Annotated in this window: 14 protein-coding genes; 9 read left to right on the forward strand and 5 right to left on the reverse strand. The window is 42.8% G+C overall.

What is annotated here, in order from left to right; all coding sequences use genetic code 11:
* Positions 1–373: 373 nt before the first annotated feature.
* From hpnH to GJB62_RS16040, 3 genes are all read right to left on the reverse strand, one after another.
* Complete coding sequence (hpnH, locus tag GJB62_RS16030) at positions 374–1,393, reverse strand: adenosyl-hopene transferase HpnH (protein ID WP_114083060.1); 1,020 nt, start codon at positions 1,391–1,393, stop codon at positions 374–376.
* A 77-nt stretch (positions 1,394–1,470) separates the two neighbouring features.
* Positions 1,471–2,481, reverse strand: a complete 1,011-nt coding sequence (gene hpnA, locus GJB62_RS16035) for a hopanoid-associated sugar epimerase (protein WP_114083059.1) — start codon at positions 2,479–2,481, stop codon at positions 1,471–1,473.
* Complete coding sequence (locus GJB62_RS16040; protein ID WP_114083058.1) at positions 2,481–5,192, reverse strand: efflux RND transporter permease subunit; 2,712 nt, start codon at positions 5,190–5,192, stop codon at positions 2,481–2,483. Before GJB62_RS16040 ends, hpnA begins: the two co-directional genes overlap by 1 nt.
* A gap of 150 nt (positions 5,193–5,342) precedes the next feature.
* Between GJB62_RS16040 and GJB62_RS16045 the strand changes: the two genes are divergently transcribed.
* The 3 genes from GJB62_RS16045 to GJB62_RS16055 all read left to right on the forward strand — a co-directional run bounded on the left by GJB62_RS16045 (position 5,343) and on the right by GJB62_RS16055 (position 9,396).
* Entirely contained in the window at positions 5,343–6,197 is an 855-nt protein-coding gene (locus tag GJB62_RS16045; protein WP_114083057.1) for a ferritin-like domain-containing protein, read from the forward strand.
* A complete protein-coding gene (locus GJB62_RS16050; RefSeq protein WP_114083056.1) occupies positions 6,190–6,879 on the forward strand; it encodes a phosphorylase in 690 nt (229 codons plus the stop codon). Before GJB62_RS16045 ends, GJB62_RS16050 begins: the two co-directional genes overlap by 8 nt.
* Before the next feature lie 804 nt (positions 6,880–7,683).
* Positions 7,684–9,396 carry a GGDEF domain-containing phosphodiesterase gene (locus GJB62_RS16055; RefSeq protein ID WP_114083055.1) on the forward strand — a complete coding sequence of 571 codons (1,713 nt, stop codon included), beginning with the start codon at positions 7,684–7,686 and terminating at the stop codon, positions 9,394–9,396.
* Between the two features lie 118 nt (positions 9,397–9,514).
* Here the strand turns inward: GJB62_RS16055 and GJB62_RS16060 are convergent, their stop codons facing one another.
* A complete protein-coding gene (locus GJB62_RS16060; protein WP_114083054.1) occupies positions 9,515–10,201 on the reverse strand; it encodes a LuxR C-terminal-related transcriptional regulator in 687 nt (228 codons plus the stop codon).
* A gap of 112 nt (positions 10,202–10,313) precedes the next feature.
* On the opposite strand from GJB62_RS16060, the gene GJB62_RS16065 reads away from it, so the two are divergent.
* From GJB62_RS16065 to GJB62_RS16075, 3 genes are all read left to right on the forward strand, one after another.
* Positions 10,314–10,733, forward strand: coding sequence for a DUF6220 domain-containing protein (locus GJB62_RS16065; protein WP_114083053.1), 420 nt, complete (start codon positions 10,314–10,316; stop codon positions 10,731–10,733).
* Positions 10,734–10,779: 46 nt separating this feature from the next.
* A complete protein-coding gene (locus tag GJB62_RS16070) occupies positions 10,780–11,613 on the forward strand; it encodes a sulfurtransferase (RefSeq protein ID WP_114083052.1) in 834 nt (277 codons plus the stop codon).
* 155 nt (positions 11,614–11,768) lie between these two features.
* Positions 11,769–12,893, forward strand: a complete 1,125-nt coding sequence (locus GJB62_RS16075; RefSeq protein WP_114083051.1) for a site-2 protease family protein — start codon at positions 11,769–11,771, stop codon at positions 12,891–12,893.
* Between the two features lie 260 nt (positions 12,894–13,153).
* On the opposite strand, the gene nagA is transcribed toward GJB62_RS16075, so the two are convergent.
* On the reverse strand, positions 13,154–14,374 hold the full coding sequence (nagA, locus tag GJB62_RS16080; protein ID WP_114083080.1) for an N-acetylglucosamine-6-phosphate deacetylase: 1,221 nt from the start codon (positions 14,372–14,374) through the stop codon (positions 13,154–13,156).
* Between the two features lie 311 nt (positions 14,375–14,685).
* On the opposite strand from nagA, the gene purE reads away from it, so the two are divergent.
* From purE to GJB62_RS16095, 3 genes are all read left to right on the forward strand, one after another.
* Positions 14,686–15,204 (forward strand): 5-(carboxyamino)imidazole ribonucleotide mutase, encoded by a 519-nt coding sequence (purE, locus tag GJB62_RS16085; RefSeq protein ID WP_114083050.1) that lies wholly within the window; start codon positions 14,686–14,688, stop codon positions 15,202–15,204.
* A gap of 145 nt (positions 15,205–15,349) precedes the next feature.
* Positions 15,350–15,649 (forward strand): putative quinol monooxygenase, encoded by a 300-nt coding sequence (locus GJB62_RS16090; RefSeq protein WP_114083049.1) that lies wholly within the window; start codon positions 15,350–15,352, stop codon positions 15,647–15,649.
* Between the two features lie 161 nt (positions 15,650–15,810).
* Positions 15,811–16,587: a class II glutamine amidotransferase gene (locus GJB62_RS16095; protein WP_114083048.1), complete on the forward strand. Its 777-nt coding sequence runs from the start codon at positions 15,811–15,813 to the stop codon at positions 16,585–16,587.
* Positions 16,588–16,720 lie beyond the last annotated feature (133 nt).

The raw sequence follows: 16,720 nt of genomic DNA on the forward strand, positions 1-16,720 counted from the left end.
TTATGTTGGGTTATGCGATCACTGCACCCAACCTACAAAACTACGGTTCTCAAGGTAGACGAGGTTTAATCACCATTCTGTAACAGTTAAAGTATTGCACTGGTCTACATCTTGCCCTAACACACAAACTCTGGTAGGACTTCTGCAATAGTAAATGCAGTAGGGGAATTCATGAATTGCCCCTACCAGAAAATCAGGGTTTTGTATTGTTTGTGTAAGTCCTATCTCAGCATCTACGTCATTAAAAGGAATTGAGCTATTAGCCTTGGAATAAATTCCAAAGCGGGTTGATAACGAAGCGAGAGATTAAAAAGATAGGGATAAAAACAAGGTTTTCAAATATGGGGTTCCTTTTCCCCTTTTCCCCTGATTATTAATTCCTCCCAAACACACTGCCTAGGGCACGCGCCATATTTTGCGGTTGCATTGCATCCATTGCGGCGGTGGGTTCGTAGCCGCAGTGAACCATACAATCGGCACACTTGGGATTACCACTCTTTTGGCCGTATTGACTCCAGTCAGTTTGTGCCAGTAGTTCCTTGAAGGTAGAGTAATAACCTTCGTTCAGCAGATAACAAGGTTTTTGCCAACCGAGAACACTATAACTAGGGCTACCCCAAGGCGTGCATTCGTAGTCCTTCTCACCAGTAAGAAAATCTAAGAACAGTGGATTGTGATTGAAGTTCCAGTTTTTTTCACCCGCTTTGTAGGGAGCCAAAATTTGCCGGAAGAGGGTGCGGGTTTGTTCGCGGTGGAGAAAATGATCTTGATCTGGTGCCCACTCGTAACTGTAGCCAGGAGAAATCATCATCCCGTCAGTATTTAGGGTTTCCAGAAAGTCGAAGAACTCTTGCATATCTTGGGGTTTAGTACCCTCAAAGATAGTTGTGTTAGTGGTGACACGAAAACCTTTAGCTTTAGCGGCGCGGATGGCTTTGACAGCAATATCAAAAACACCTTGGCGGTCTACACAATGATCGTGTAACTCGCGCATTCCATCTAAATGCACGCTAAAAGTCAGGTAAGGTGAAGGTTGAAACTTATCCAGGCTCTTTTCTAACAACAAACCATTGGTACACAAGTAAATATATTTCTTGCGCTCAATTAATCCTTGAACAATTTCATCAATCTGGGGGTGTAGCAGAGGTTCTCCGCCAGGAATTGAGACAACTGGTGCGCCGCACTCTTCCACTGCGGTAAAGCACTGTTCTGGGGTGAGATTTTGCTTTAATATTTCCTTGGGATGTTGGATTTTACCACAACCAGTACAGGCTAGATTACAACGAAAAAGAGGTTCCAACATCAATACCAAGGGGAAGCGTTTACGTCCTTTCAAACGCTGAGTAACCAGATACTTCCCGATATCCATAGCTTGTTGTAGATTAACTGCCATTCTATTACTCCTCTGTTGATCAAAACACCACGTTTCCAACCCCAAGATTTATCTGTGGGGTCTTTAATTTTGAATTTTCAATTTTTAATTTTGAATTCCCCAGAGGGGTTGACATAGCCTTGAGCAACAAACCAATCCACAGCATCTTTGAGTGCTGCTTTTAGCGAAGATTGAGGTAGACCCAATTCTCGTACAGCCTTTGCAGCATTGTAATACATTGGTTGTTTTGCCATCCGAACGCCATCCAATGGCACTGAGGGCGATTTTCCCAAGGGTGCGAGAATATTTTCATCAACCCAGGCAGCAGTAAAGGGCAACCAAGCGGGTACTGTGCGTTGAGGTGCTATCAAACCTGTGATCTCGGCAAGTTGTTCGAGTAGTTCTTTGAGACTTAGATTTTGATGACCTAAGATATAGCGATCGCCTGGCTTACCCCGTTGCAAGGCCAGTAAATGCCCCCAGGCCACATCTCGCACATCGATAAAATTAAGACCAGTATCCAAGTAAAAGGGCATTTGCCGCCGTAAAAACCGTAAGATTATATCACCTGTCGGGGTAGGTTTGATATCTAACGATCCAATAGGGCTGCTGGGATTGACTATAACTACCTCTTGACCTGTAGCAACAGCTTGCATGGCTTCTTGTTCAGCCAGAAACTTAGACTTTTTGTAGTTACCCACCAACTTTTCTAAGGGACTCTGATGTGTTTCATCGACCACTTGACCAGATGATCCTACCCCAATTGCGGCAACTGAACTGGTATAAACGGTGCGTTCAATGCCAGCTTTATTAGCTGCTACCAAGACATTGCGCGTACCCAGAACATTATTATGGTGAAGTAAATCTCGGTCTGTTTGCCACAGAGAATAATGGGCTGCGACATGAAATAGATATTGACAACCTCTCATTTGTTGCCAGAGATTTGGATCGTTCAAATCGCCTTTGACAATTTCTACCTCCAAACCGCGTAGATTCTCCAAATTGCTACTTGAGCGTACCAGCGCTTTGACTGTGTAACCCTCTTTCAGTAACAACCGTACCAAGTGGGCACCAATAAAACCCGTACCCCCCGTGACAAAAACTTGCATCAACTTCTCTCTCTCGTCTGAAAGCGGGGAAACCAATCATCTAAAATAGTGTAGACTACCGGCACGACAATCAAGCTGAGGATAGTTGAAGTTACCAGTCCACCCGCGATCGCTACAGCCATAGGCGATCGCAATTCCGAACCTGCACCAAAACCCAATGCGATCGGTAGCATTCCCAAAATAGTGGAGGCAGTGGTCATTATAATTGGTCTGAGGCGCACTAATCCAGTGTTGAGGATTGCTTCTGTGCGTTCTGTGCCAGCATTGCGTAACTGGTTGATATAATCCACAAGCAAGATGGCATTTTTATTGGCCAGCCCCAGTAAAAATACGAAACCTATCAGTGAGATCATACCAAAGTCGCTCTTGGTGATCAGTAGTGCCAACATTGCCCCCACCAGTGATAAAGGCAAAGATACACCAATCACTAGAGGGTCTACCCAGCTTTTGAACAGCAAAATTAGCACCACAACAATACACAAGGCAGATAAAGCCAAAGTACTGCCAAAACTGCTAAAAACCTCACCTTGGCTAGCTGAGTCTCCTCCTAAATTTAACGAAACATTAGAAGGTAACACCGCCTTAGCTTCAGCTACCACTTTATCAGTAGCATCACCCAAAGATAGACCTTTGCCAAGATTTGCACTGACATAAGCTACTCGCTGATTATTCAGACGCTCGATCTGAAATACCTCACCTTGAGGATTTGTTTCACCTGTAACTGTGACATCGGCAAATCCCGGTAATCTCTGAATTCTCTCTTTAATTGCTTTGACTGCTTTACTTAAGGCTTGGAGATTGTCACCGCGCAAAGCTATTTGGAGAGGTTTTTGACCACCAGAATCAACAAACTGAATATCTTCCACACTGGTAGTTACCCCAGAAAGGACAGGTAAAGTGGAGCGGAATTGGTCTTGTAGTTCTCCAGTTGTGATTGTGCGGTCTTCCTTTAACTTTATATATAGTGTGCCTTTATTCGGCTCACCCTCACGAGAACCAACAGTAGTAAATACCGTTTCAACTGCTGGTGATTTTCTGACTACATCTTCTAGTTTTTTAGCAACTTGAAGAGAATCGTTTAAGGGATTGGGAATTGGGAATTGGGAATTGGGAATTGGGAATTGGGAATTGGGGATATTGCTTCCTTGTCCTCCTTGTCCCCCTTGCCCTCCTCTAGCAAAATCGGGAATACTCGGTAAAGGAGCAGTATAAGCAATATTGAATTCGCCGCGATCGAGTTTGGGAATAAACCCTTTGGGAATTAGTGGAATTAGCGCTATACCTGCAATAAAACTGAGTACAGCTAATCCAACAACTATCTTCCGGTGATTCAAAGACCAACTCAGCAAGCTTCTGTAAGATTGGGCAAATGCGACCCAAATTCTTGCTTCTCGACGCGGAGAGAGCGAGGGTCTAGGTTTTAGCCAGTAAATAGCCAGAACTGGAGATAAAGTCCGAGCAACTAGCATAGAAGCAAGCATGGCTGCTGAAACAGTGATGCCAAAGGGCTTGAAAAACTGCCCAATTACGCCACCCATTAAACCTATGGGCAGAAAAACCGCTACTGCTGTCAACGTAGCGGCGGTGACTGTTAATCCGATCTCATTGGTTGCTAAAAGCGCCGCTTGGCGGGGAGTTTCCCCATCCTCAATGTGTCGCATGATGTTTTCTACATCCACGATCGCATCATCAACAATACTCCCAATCACCAAAGCTAAAGCTAACAGCGTAATTGTTTCTAAGTTGAAGCCGAAAATTGCCATGACGATAAACGTCGCCAACAAAGACGTAGGAATCGCCAAGGCAGAAATTAGGGTGGCTCGCCAATTCCATAAAAAAGGAAATATAACCACGATGGACAACAAGACTGCTTCCAGCAAAGCATCGATAGTTGATTGGGTGGCTTGGCGGATATATTTTGCTTGGGTAGCAGCTAAGGTGAGTTTGACATCTTTGAGGGTAGAACGTAGCCTTTGCACTTCTTCCTCAACTCGACTCACCACTTCTAAGGTGTTAGCGTTACCGCGTTTGATTACCTGAAATGCGAGTGCATCTTGGCCGTTAAACCTGACTAATGTTGCGCCTGCTTGGGGGATGGATGCTGCACTCAGATTCGATGGATTTAGGGGAGGAGTTGCAGTCGCACCGCCCAACAGTGAGACTTTCAGAACTCCTGGTAGTTTAGCGATCGCACTTACAATCTCGTCTTTCGCCAACTTTGTCAAATCTGTAAGATTCCGGGTGGGACTCTCAATGGCATAGCTAATGGCGGCTGACTCGTTCAGGTTCAGGGGAATAATTTTAGAAGTTGCTCCCTGAGGTAGAGTCAACTGCTTGAGGGCAGTTTCCACCTTTTTGGTTGATGTTTCTAAATTCGTACCAACGGCAAAAGAAAGGCTAACGGCTGTTTGACTGGGATAGGTGGATGAGCGGATATTCTCCAGTCCTTCTAGGGAACGGAGGCGTTCTTCGAGAGGTTTGGTGAGCTTCGCCTCTGTATCCAAGGCAGTTGTCAGGGGGGCTGTAGCATTCACAACCACCACTGGAAAGGTAATATCTGGAAACAAAGCATACTTAAGAGAACTGAAAGCCAGAATCCCAGCTACAGTTACGGCAATCCAAAAACTCACCGTCAGCCACGAAAATTGAATCGCTAATTTGGAAATATTGAATACTTCTCGTGCAGATTTTGAGTTACGAAGCTTTACCATCTTGGAAAATTATCGTGTGGGTGACACAATTATTTAGTCATGCTACAGCAATCACTTTCGGTTTGCGAGCTTTGGTTACAACTAAACAGCAATATTACTTATTGTCACTCAGATATGACCCAATCTTTAATACAAAAGGAAACTTCAAAGATGAAACTTGGTTCTGTCGAGCATAAGGAATTATTCTGCCGGAGCTTTACCGAAAGCTACAGGGAATACGAACCTGAGTCTCTCCCTTGGCCAGATTTGGACGATACAGCCTTGAGTTTCTTACGCAGTATTCCCTTTTGGGAGAAAGCTCTGGATACAGAACGACAAGCTGGAGCAATAGTCAGTGGTTACGCAGCAACGGTGAGCGATCCTATTTTACAAAGTGCGATCGCTCTCCAAGGTAAAGAAGAATTACGCCATGCCCGTCTACTTCAAAAATTAATTGATCGTTACGGCATCGAAATACCAGAACGTCAACCAATTCAAGTTCCCCAAAATATCGAGCCAGTCTTTACGCGTTTTGGCTTTGAAGAGTGTCTGGATACTTTCTTTGCCTACGGGTTATTTGCGATCGCCCGTGAAGCTAATGTTTTTCCAGAGTCTATTTTCACTATCTTTGATCCCATCATAGATGAAGAGACACGTCATATTGTTTTTTTTGTCAACTGGTTTACCTATACACAAATTCATCGTGGCCAGGGATTCATCCCATTACGGAGCGCCAAAACCCTCTGGCAATACGGCAAGGCTCTCAGTAATTTGATTGCCGTCTTTGGCAATGATGATCCTAGTAAAACTGGCTTCGCTGTCACAGGTGCTGACATCTTTACCAAAGACCTCACATTAGAAAAATTTCTCAGCATTTGTCTAGTAGAAAATCAGCGCCGGATGAGCAAGTATGACCCCCGACTACTCCAACCGCAATTACTACCCAGACTTGCCAACATCGCCCTCCGTACCCTTGAGTTAATGCCCAAACGCAAACTTGCAACTGTCGAGAGAGCTAGTGCCTAATTTTTTGCCCATCAATACTATTCTGGTGCCTCAAGGAGCAGAATATAAAGCTGTTTGTCGCGGATTAAGCGGCGTTACTGGTTCTATCCCAAAGGTAGCAGCCATACCTGTTGGGATGAAGCCTTTACTTAAGTATCTGCACCAAGGACAATTTTTAGTTCCCAAATCCAGGGTGCTGATTATGGGTATCTGTGGCAGCTTGAGCGATCGCTATACAGTTGGTGATATTGTGCTGTATCAAGATTGTATTTATCAAGGGAAGCGGCTAGAGTGCGATCGCACTTTCACAACACAATTGCATTCTCGTGTATCAGAAAAAGTATCATTAGTCAAGTCATTAACTAGCGATCGCATGATTTGGTCTGCTGCCGAAAAACTTCATTTGGGTGAGACTTTGGCGGCTGATGTTGTTGACATGGAAGGATTTACTGCCTTAGAGTTTTTCAATGTGGGTGGGGTAGCCGTGGCAATGCTGCGAGTAGTCAGTGACGATTGTCAGCACGATATCCCCGATCTCACATCAGCAATTAACTCTGATGGCTCCCTAAATTCTTTCCCTTTAGCGATGGCAATGCTTAGACAACCGCTTGCAGCTACTAGGCTAATTAGAGGTTCATTAACAGCATTAAAGGTGTTAGAGCAAGTTACAAATATGCTCTTTTTTGGTAATAGACTGAAATAATTGGTTGGATAATAATAGCACAGTTACAAGTATTTAAATCCCCTACTTATTAGATAAGTTGGGGATTTAAAGTTCTATGAATATATCTTCATCTAATACCAATTTAATGTGAAGTTGTACATATCTTGATCCCCCTAAATCCCCCTTAAAAAGGGGGACTTTGATAGATGTTTTTCCGGTTCCCCCCTTATTAAGGGGAGCCAGCGCGGTCTTCTCCCAAGGGGAGACGCTAAAAGCGATGGGGTCTCCCCCGCCGCAGGATGCGCGAAGCGCTGTAGTGGAGCGACTGGCGTGGGCTAGGGGGATCGAATTCTATGCAGCTTCATAAAAAATTGGTATAAGGGACTTTCAAATAAAAAATATCCCAAAACTAAAGCAAATAATTCTCTCTATCTCTTCTCCCTCTGTGTTCTCTGTGTCTCTGTGGTAGCCTGCGGCAAGCCAAAGCGTCTACGTTTATTTGGATAATTTATTTCTTGGAAGTCCATAAATCGAAATTTGTGAAATCGAAATTTATAAAAACATCTGTGATGATATTTGCGTTGATATCACATTAATCACAAGAATAATTACTATCAGTGTAAGAATCAATACAATTTTATTTTGATGAAGAAATTGCTTGTGCAATAAGTTTCACAGAAACTTTATCGCCATACATATTAATTATAAAAGAATATTGGGAAGCATAATATAGAACCTTATCAGGGTTGGGTTCCAGGAGAGCTAATTCTTTTTTATTTGAATCAAAAATACTCTTTTGCCAGAATAGCTCGGAACTAATTTACCAACGATTTAACAGAATTTATGAATTTCAATCAAAACTTATACTTTTACTCATTCCTAGCTAATTTTAGATGGCTCAAAAAAAGTTACACCGCTAAAATCATGTCGGTGGCTTTTTTGGGTACTCATGTACCACTTCTAACCTTACTTTTGAGCTTCGTCATCTCAAACTCTTATTCCTTTGAGATGGCGGCACGAGTTATGATTATTGCTCTATTGGCTACATTAGCGGGTACAGCTGCCACCCTCTATGCACTAAACCATCTCCTCAAACCGGTCATTTTCACATCTGCTGCATTACAAAATTATCTGAACACCAAAACATTGCCTAAATTGCCCACAGAATTTGCTGATGAAGCGGGTACATTGATGGCAGATACCTCACAAACTCTTCACAAATTAGATGAGTTAATTCACCAAATCACTAATTATGATGATCTGACTGGATTGCCCAATCGTGATTTATTCCGCGATCGCCTCCATCAGATTTTATCCCAACCTGAAAACAACCAGCGCCTTGTAGCTGTGTTTTTGCTCAGTATTGATGATTTCACTGGCATGAGTCATGGATTGGATCATCAGACAACAAATTTATTGTTAAGAGCAGTTGCCAAAAGATTATTAAGCTGCACGGCACAAACAGATATTCTCGCCTATTTAAAAGGAGATGAATTTGTTCTTGCCCGAATGGATATTCATTCTTTGGAAAGTGTAATTAAGCTATCTCAGATGCTGTTGAGTAACCTGAGTAAACCCTTTTCTGTAGAAGGTAACTTGATTCATATTACCGTCAGTATCGGTATCACACTTAATAATCTAACCGATCCTAATAGCGTAGATCAACTTTTGCAACAGGCTCATATAGCACTTTACCAGTCCAAACAGCAAGGGCGTAGCCAATACCAATTCTATTCGCCAAAAATTAATGCTCAGTTGCAAGAGCGACTGACTTTAGAAAATGAATTACATGGAGCGCTTGAGCGTGGCGAAATGCTGGTTTATTATCAACCTCTAATTGATTTACATAGCGGACAAGTTATAGCGATGGAAGCGTTGCTTCGTTGGCAGCATCCTACACTAGGTTTGGTTTCTCCAGTAAAGTTTATTCCCATTGCAGAAGCCAATGGTGCGATCGTACCAATTGGTGAATGGGTTTTGCGAACTGCTTGCACCCAAACCCGTGCTTGGCAGCTTGCTGGATTTACCCCAATTCGGATATCTGTGAATCTGTCATCTCGACAGTTTGAACAACCCTATCTGGTTGAGATCGTCAACCAAATTCTTGAAGAAACTGGACTCCAAGCATCTTCCTTGGAACTAGAAGTGACAGAAAGCTTCTTAATGGCTGATATTGATCGTTCAGTTAAAACCTTAAAACAATTACGAGAACTGGGTATCTGCTTGGCTCTAGACGATTTCGGTACTGGTTATTCCTCCCTGAATTATTTGAAACGCTTTCCTGTGAATATGCTCAAAATTGATAAGTCATTTGTGCAGGATGTCATGTCTAATCCTGATAGCGCTGCCGTCACCGATGCGATTATTGCCCTAGCAAAGAGCCTCCGGTTGAAAATCACAGCAGAAGGTGTGGAAACCGAAGAACAACTTGAATATCTAAAAATGCGTGGATGTGATGAAGGTCAGGGTTTCTACTTCAGTCGTCCTGTTCCTGCTGATATAATTGCCCCGATGTTGCAGAAAAATTCTCAGCAGTTAGAGACAATCCCAGCATAAGTTTTATGCCTCAACCAGAAAATAACCTCCCCTGCTTTTCACATCAAGAAAATGTAGGGGCAATTCATGAATTGCCCCTACCGCAACTCAAAGTCGTGTGAGTTTCAATCAGTAATATCTATTTTGAAATTGTGGAAAGCTTTGCAACCATCTGAGTCCGAGATGAAACCTCAAGTTTGCGAAACATCCTTTTTAAAGCTTGCTTGACAGAGTTTTCAGTAATCCAAAGTTCAGTACTAATTTCTGCATTGGTTTGTCCTTGAGCTACCAAGTTAGCAATTTGCTTTTCACGAGGCGTTAAACGCTCTATCTGTAATAGTTTTGGATGTTGCGTAGGCGTAGCCAGCCGTAGGCATCGCGCTATTGCCACCCAAGTAGATATGTGCAGACAAAGCGCACTCAAATCTATAAGATTTTGTGAGTCGAATGTAGGCATTCCTTGCTGACGGGTAAAACCTACTACGCCTACTAACTGCCCATTGCTGACAACTGGCCCTGCCATGACGTGCCAGTGATCGGCACGAGGACAGATCAATCTCCATGTCTTAGGCTCTACAACTAAACCTTCATGAACAGGGGCATGGTGTTCTAGCAAGTAACGTGCAACTGGATTGTGTTGAGGTGATAACGCAATTTGCAGTGCTTTTTGGAACTTGCTGTCAAGTAGAGAAATTTGAGCAAAGAAAAACAGCCCACACCGTGTAGCTGAAAAATATTCACTCATTTCTGCGCGTATGTGCGATCGCAACGCCTCTTCATCTTCAGCTTGAGCAATTGCATGAAATAGAGCTTGTAAGGCAATCATGATTGGCAAATTGTACTCTTTCGAGGTCTAGGCGCAGTATAGCAACCAGACCTATCTTAGCTTTAGTCACATCAAGTCTTTCCCTTATTTGCTTTTTTTGGATTACTTAAGCATGACTCTAAATTCTGCCATTGATGATACACAGATATCCGGACGCTGGATTCAAATCAGTTTTTTTATTGCAGTAGTGTTTTTCAATCTCTGTTTAGCAACCCAGGTATTCAGTGTTGGACTGGCTTACTTTTACAACTCTGATTGGTGGAACCTACATATTTGGCTGGTGCGAGGATATAGCGGACTCTCACTAATTTTGTTGTTATGGGTGTTTTTGATGCCGTTTCCTTTAAGAGTCCAGAACCTTACAGCAAGTATCCCAGTTTTGCTGGGACTGCAATTTCTCACAATTCACTTGAAGACTTCTTTTCCTTTAGCAGTCTTCCACCCACTCATCGGTTTTTCTTTATTCTCTATTTCCACAACCCTAGTTCATCGGACATCACAGATTGTATTTCCCAACCATAACCAAGACTAAATAGTTAACTTTCAATTCTTTTAGCGCTCTTACAGGAGAAATATAAATGTCTCAATATGCTCATCCATCCGTTCTTGTTGATACCCAATGGCTGGAAAATCATCTCAACGATCCAAATGTTCGCATTATTGAAGTGGATATCAGTCCAAAGCCGTACAAAAATGCTCACATACCTGGTGCTGTCTTCTGGAACATCTTTAGAGATTTACTATTGCCCGATTTGAAACTGAACTTGGATACAGGAGCTTTTGAGAGGCTGATGGCACGTTCAGGCATCACTAATGATACAACAGTGATTGCTTATGGCAGTTATCCTGGAACTGGAGCCTGGATTTTCTGGCTTTTGCAAGTCTTTGGGCATGAAAATGTAAAAGTTCTCAATGGTGGCTACCAGAAATGGAAGTCAGAAGATCGTCCACTAGCAACTGAGTTATCCACGTTTCCTGCCACTGATTACCGTGCCAAAGCTACTGATGCTAGTCTGAGAGTATTACATAATGAAGTTCAGGCATCGATTGGTAGAAGCGATTGCGTGTTGTTGGATGTCCGAACAATTCAAGAATACTGTGGTGAGTGGTTTTTCGATCAGCCGCCAAAAGCAGGTCAACTTACTGGTCATATTCCAGGTGCAGTGCATCTTGAGCATACCTTAACTTTCAATGAGGATGGCACTTTTAAATCATTCAAGGAATTGAAAAATCTTTATCACAGTAAGGGCATTACGGCTGATAAGGAAGTTTTTCCCTACTGTACTATCGGTGCGCGTTCTGGATATGTCTGGTTTGTCTTGAAGTATTTATTGGGATACCCGAATGTTCGGAATTACGATGGCTCTTGGAATGAGTGGAGCCGTCTACCTGATGTAGCTATAGAGAAATAGTGAGCTATTATTCGCAAATATAGCCAATAACCGCACCTTTACGGACGGACACCACTACCATTACCAAGATTAAAATCTCTTAACCTTTCGTTACAATCAAGATATCGAGAAGGACGAAAACAAACCTCTCGAAGCTGAAATCAAAGGTGAACGACATGAATGGCACAATTCGCGTTGGTAATCTCTTCGGAATTCCCTTCTATATCCATCCGTCATGGTTTTTAGTTCTGGGTTTGGTAACTTGGAGCTATAGCAGTGGACTGGCGGCACAATTTCCCCAATTATCTGCGGGATTTGCTTTACTACTGGGATTGATGACAGCGCTAATGTTATTTGCCTCTGTCGTCGCCCATGAATTAGGCCACAGTTTTGTTGCGATTCGTCAGGGAATTGATGTCAAATCCATCACACTGTTTATATTTGGCGGTTTAGCTAGCTTAGAAAAAGAGTCAAAAACCCCAGGTGAAGCTTTCTGGGTAGCGATCGCAGGGCCTTTAGTTAGTTTCCTACTGTGCGGTATCGTTACAGCAATTGGTGTTACTACTACTGCATCAGGGCCATTAACTGCAATTCTTGGTGTTCTAGCTTCTGTTAACTTGGCATTAGCCCTATTTAACCTGATTCCTGGCTTGCCATTAGATGGTGGAAATATACTGAAAGCTATCGTTTGGAAAGTTACAGGTAATCCTTATAAAGGCGTAACCTTTGCTAGTCGAGTTGGACAAATCTTTGGTTGGGTAGCAATTCTTTCAGGTGTACTTCCCCTAGTATTATTTGGCAACGCCGGTAACTTCTGGAACTTGTTAGTTGGCTTCTTCTTGTTACAAAATGCTGGTAATTCGGCTCAATTTGCCAGAGTGCAAGAAAAACTCACAGGTTTGACTGCTGAAGATGCTGTAACTCAAGATAGCCCGATTGTATCTGGTAATCTTAGCCTGAGAGAGTTTGCCGATGAGCGAGTCATCAGTGGGCAAAACTGGCATCGGTTCTTAGTGACTGATGATGATGGACAATTAGTAGGTGCGATCGCAGTTGATAATTTACGAAATGTACCAACAGCATTGTGGTCAGAAACTCAAGTAAAAGAAGTCATGCGACCAATTACCGAATCTACCACAGTCCAATCAGATCAACCTCTCCTAGAAGTCATACAGTTACTCGAAGAACAAAAGCTATCTGTGCTTCCCGTAATTCGTGAGAACGGCGTTCTAGTTGGAATTTTAGAAAAAGCTGCAATTATCCAGCTACTTCAAAGCCGAACTCAACCAAACCCTGCGTAATAATTACTAATTCGTAATGGGCTTCTCTGCGAGACGCTAAACGCGAACGCCCCGCTACGCTAACGTAATTCGTACTTAAAGCTTAGACTCCACTCATATTAAAGGGAAAGGGATAATAAAACCTTTCCCTTTTTCGCTATTTTGGAATTATATGGCAATACAGTTCAGTTAAGCCCGAAATCCTTTGTAGAGACGTTGCATTGCAACGTCTCTACAGACCTAAAATCAATACCAAAAATCCTTAACTGAACCGTATTGAATTATATGGAGTTGAGAACAACAGATAAATTTCCACCTTCTGGCTTCTTAAGCATTTCTGCGGTGATGGCACGTTGCCAAGTTAATTCTTTTGTTGTCTCATCCCAATGCCAGCGTAATAAGTTAGCGGATTGACTCTTAACAATTCCTGGTAAACCAATCGCTTTTCTAGGTGCATTAGTAGCTAAAGCGATCGCACTTTCTACATCACAAATTCCCCACTTCACTAAATTCTGTACTCCCACCAATAAGGGTAAAGTCGTCCCTGACAAAGTGCCATCAGCCAATCGTGCCGTACCGTTTTTAACTTCAATTTGTCGGCTGTCCCAAGGATACACGCCATCAGGTAGCCCCAGAGGAGAAAGGGCATCGCTGACGAGAAAGAGTCCTTGTTCTTGATAGCTAGCGCGAAGCAAAATTTGTAGCATCATGGGCGAAACGTGTTCACCATCAGCAATAAAACCACACATTACATCAGGATTGATAATTGCTGCCCCTAATAATCCTGGTTCGCGGTGATGTAATGCTGGCATGGCATTGAAGGCATGAGTTACCATCGTTGCACCTTGTTCAAAGGCACATTGTGCTTGAGCAGATGTTGCCTGAGAATGCCCTAAACTGACAGTAATCCCCAGAGAACGCAAATATGGAATTACTTCGCCAGTGAAATCTAACTCCGGTGCTAAGGTGATGACTTTCACGATATGGGCATAATCACCCAAAACCCACTTTACCCGATCCATTGTCAGGGGTAACAGGTACTCTGCTGGGTGTGCGCCGCGCTTTTGAAAATTCAAAAATGGCCCTTCTAGATGTACTCCCAGAATCTTTGCACCTGCTGGCTGATTGGGGAGAACTTCAGCAATAATAGCAAGCGATCGCTGAATATTTTCTACTGAAGTTGTCACAAGTGTCGGTAAAAATCCATCTACCCCAACATCCCATAAAAATTGTGAGATTTCCTGGAGCTTATGAGCATTTTCAGCCGTTAAATCAGGAAATGCCAATCCCAAAGCACCGTTAATTTGCAAATCAACGCCACCCAATGAAATCCAGTCGCCTGCAACATTTATTATGGATGCACGGCTGTATGTCTCTACTGTACTCATTGGCAAGATTTGCTCAATTATGCCCTCTTCATCAACCAAGAGCATTTGCAAATCTTTGTAACCAGGCACTCTAGCATTGATAATATCTACAGGATTTTGTGTTGCTTGGGTCATCACACTGACGAGAAGAAAGATAAATCTGATTTTAGATCCAACCAACATCAATCAATGAGATGATAAATCGGCATAACCTAGCTTCCATAAGCTAGCTCAATTGAAGAAGAATTCAGAAGTCAGAATGAAGACGCGACGATCGAAGACTCGCTAACGCTTCGCTATCGTGGACTCGCTAACGCTGCGCTATCCACTCTTTCGTTCAAAATTCATTCTGTTAGCGGAAGCGGGGCGTTTAGCCCATTCTAGCTCCTGACTCCTGAATTCTGTTTCGATAATTTTGAATTTTCAATTTTTAATTTTTAATTATTATGACTCTCCTAATTGGTATTATCATGGGCAGCGATTCTGATTTGCCCACCATGAAAGACGCGATCGCAGTTTGTGACGAATTTGGCGTTGAAAGCGAAGTGGCGATCGTTTCTGCTCACCGTACTCCAGAACGGATGGTGCAATATGCTCAACTCGCACACCAACGCGGTATTAAAGTGATTATTGCCGGTGCCGGTGGTGCTGCCCATCTGCCTGGAATGGTAGCGTCTTTAACACCACTTCCTGTTATTGGTGTTCCTGTAGTCACCAGGAACTTACAAGGTGTAGATTCTTTGTATTCTATTTTACAAATGCCTGCGGGTATTCCTGTGGCAACAGTGGCGATCGGTAATGCCAAAAATGCCGGACTTTTAGCAGTACAAATTCTTGCAACTCATCAACCAGAATTGCTAGAAAAAGTGCAACAATATCGCCAAACCCTCTGTGAATCAGTAAATGCAAAGCAAGAAAAGCTAGAACGATTAGGCTATGAGCAATATTTACAGCAGATGTTTTAATAAAAATTAACACCAAAGCAATAGGGAGACAAGAAAGTCTTTCCCCGATGCCCAATACAACTCTTGGAGAGGCTGCACCCTAAGCGTAGCTATGCCGTAGGCTTTACGACTTCGCTCAGTACAAGTGCCCCATAACAAATGACAAATGACTAACCAAACTATTCGTGTTGTTGCCCATATTATTGCTTTGCCTAACAAAGTAGAAGATGTAAAAGCTGTACTGTTGGAACTCATTGAGCCAACCCGTCAGGAAGCAGGTGCGATAAAGTATGAACTTTTGCAAAACCAATACGACCCAACAGACTTTACTGTTGTAGAAGAGTGGACTTCTCATGAAGCCCTAAATGCTCATCTAGATTCGCCCCATTTCCAAGTGGGAGCAGCCAAACTAGAAGCTTTAGTGGCTGCCGCACCAGATATCCGCAAATACCATCTTTTGGCATAATGTCATATTGCTCACTTAAAGCAAATTCTTTATTTTTAGGGATCATTTGGAATATCTCAGCTTTCAATTCTAAGATGGAAGCGATCGCTCCAGAATCAAGTCAGCATTCTGAAGTATCTTGATCCTGAGGCCGTAGTCAAAAATTGAGAGCGACAACATCCATGTGTCAATTGCTCGGAATGAATTGCAATGTTCCAACGGATATTTGCTTTTCTTTTGAAGGGTTTTCTGCACGGGGAGGAAAAACGGATGATCATAGCGATGGTTGGGGCATTGCTTTCTTTGAAGGGAAGGGATGTCGGATGTTTTTAGATGCCCAACCTTCTGTTGCTTCTCCTGTCGCAGAGTTTGTGCGGAGTTATCCTATCCACTCAACCCATGTCATCGCCCATATCCGTAAAGCTACCCAGGGTGAAGTTGCCTTACACAACTGCCATCCTTTCCGCAGAGAATTGTGGGGTCAATATTGGGTGTTTGCCCACAATGGTAATTTGCCAGATTTTGATCCAGAAAATTTGGGATTTTATCAAGCCGTAGGTGATACAGATAGTGAAAAAGCATTCTGTCTGATGCTAGAAACATTGCGATCGCGCTTTCCTGATGGTAAACCTGACATCAAGAAACTGTACCCTGTACTCAAACAAATTAGTGATGCAATTGCAGAAAGAGGTATATTTAATTACTTATTATCTGATGGAGAACACTTTTTTGCTCATTGTTCAACTAACCTCAGCTACATTGTCCGTCAAGCGCCCTTTGCAGCTGCCCATTTAATCGATCAAGACATGACTGTAGATTTTCGGGAAGTGACTACCGAACGCGATCGCGTTGCTGTCATTGCTACTACTCCCCTGACTGACAACGAAGTTTGGACAAAAATTCAACCGGGAGAATTACTAGTTTTTCAGGATGGGCTACCACTGAAAATATGTATTTAGCTAAAAATGCGTCCTGTTGGCGAATTCAAAAATTCACCAAAAATTTTCCCATTTAGATAGTTTCTAGATGGGTTTTGTTTTTCATAGTAATATACGGGATGCGGGAAACTCAGTCTTTAATCTCACCAGGAGA

It is taken from the genome of Nostoc sp. ATCC 53789, assembly GCF_009873495.1.
Classification (GTDB): domain Bacteria; phylum Cyanobacteriota; class Cyanobacteriia; order Cyanobacteriales; family Nostocaceae; genus Nostoc; species Nostoc muscorum_A.

Bases quoted from the DNA above. Each gene is read 5' to 3' on its own strand.
- GJB62_RS16045 (WP_114083057.1), top strand. From the start codon at position 5,343: ATGAAACTTGGTTCTGTCGAGCATAAGGAATTATTCTGCCGGAGCTTT.
- hpnH (WP_114083060.1), bottom strand. From the start codon at position 1,393: ATGGCAGTTAATCTACAACAAGCTATGGATATCGGGAAGTATCTGGTT.
- GJB62_RS16095 (WP_114083048.1), top strand. From the start codon at position 15,811: ATGTGTCAATTGCTCGGAATGAATTGCAATGTTCCAACGGATATTTGC.
- purE (WP_114083050.1), top strand. From the start codon at position 14,686: ATGACTCTCCTAATTGGTATTATCATGGGCAGCGATTCTGATTTGCCC.
- GJB62_RS16075 (WP_114083051.1), top strand. From the start codon at position 11,769: ATGAATGGCACAATTCGCGTTGGTAATCTCTTCGGAATTCCCTTCTAT.
- GJB62_RS16065 (WP_114083053.1), top strand. From the start codon at position 10,314: ATGACTCTAAATTCTGCCATTGATGATACACAGATATCCGGACGCTGG.
- nagA (WP_114083080.1), bottom strand. From the start codon at position 14,374: ATGACCCAAGCAACACAAAATCCTGTAGATATTATCAATGCTAGAGTG.
- GJB62_RS16055 (WP_114083055.1), top strand. From the start codon at position 7,684: ATGAATTTCAATCAAAACTTATACTTTTACTCATTCCTAGCTAATTTT.
- hpnA (WP_114083059.1), bottom strand. From the start codon at position 2,481: ATGCAAGTTTTTGTCACGGGGGGTACGGGTTTTATTGGTGCCCACTTG.
- GJB62_RS16070 (WP_114083052.1), top strand. From the start codon at position 10,780: ATGTCTCAATATGCTCATCCATCCGTTCTTGTTGATACCCAATGGCTG.
- GJB62_RS16090 (WP_114083049.1), top strand. From the start codon at position 15,350: ATGACTAACCAAACTATTCGTGTTGTTGCCCATATTATTGCTTTGCCT.
- GJB62_RS16060 (WP_114083054.1), bottom strand. From the start codon at position 10,201: ATGATTGCCTTACAAGCTCTATTTCATGCAATTGCTCAAGCTGAAGAT.
- GJB62_RS16040 (WP_114083058.1), bottom strand. From the start codon at position 5,192: ATGGTAAAGCTTCGTAACTCAAAATCTGCACGAGAAGTATTCAATATT.